This window comes from Achromobacter sp. RW408 (assembly GCF_003184165.1).
GTDB classification, from domain to species: Bacteria; Pseudomonadota; Gammaproteobacteria; order Burkholderiales; family Burkholderiaceae_B; genus Achromobacter; species Achromobacter xylosoxidans.
Genome location: NZ_QHHO01000021.1, coordinates 1 through 607 on the forward strand (window position 1 = coordinate 1; position 607 = coordinate 607).

1 pseudogene is annotated in these 607 nt (G+C 63.9%); it reads left to right on the forward strand.

Annotation, left to right across the window (positions count from 1 at the left end):
* Positions 1-183: pseudogene (locus DK459_RS02265) on the forward strand (tripartite tricarboxylate transporter substrate-binding protein); the annotation flags it as partial.
* Positions 184-607: the final 424 nt, after the last annotated feature.

A 607-nucleotide genomic window follows, 5' to 3' on the forward strand; every position in this document is an offset into this window, starting at 1 on the left:
ATCGTCGCCAAGATGAACGCCGCCACCCAGGCCGCCGTCAACGACCCCGCCACCGCCGACAAACTCCGCGCCCTCGGCCTGACCCCCGAAGCCATGGACACCGCCCGCTTCGACACCTTCGTCAAGGAAGACACCGCCCGCTGGAAGGAATGGATCAAGATCTCCGGCATCCAGCCGCAGTAACCGCCCACAGCAAATAAAGAAACGCCCTCTATATATAGAGGGCGTCGCAATATAGAGACCACCAAAAGATCGCGCCCATCGAATCAAGCGCGATGACGCAGGATTCACCAGCCCCTCCCATCACGATCGCGCCGCGCCATTGCCCCCTCGAGCAACGCCTCTCTCCAGCAGCGCGCAGCGTCCGCCGCCACGACGCAAGACACCCAAATGCCAAAAGGCGGCCGCCCGCGCGGCCACTTTTTGGCGACCCCGCAAGATCCTCCCTCCACCCCAGATTGACGGCAAAAACGCCAAGCACACAACTCGCCCCAAAGCCCGGCCGTTAAGTCTCATCAAAAGCGGGAGCCGGGGCAGGCGGGGGATGGCGGGGCGTGTAGATGCGCCCGGCGGAAACCGTAGGGAGCCGAAGGCGGACGAGGTTGAG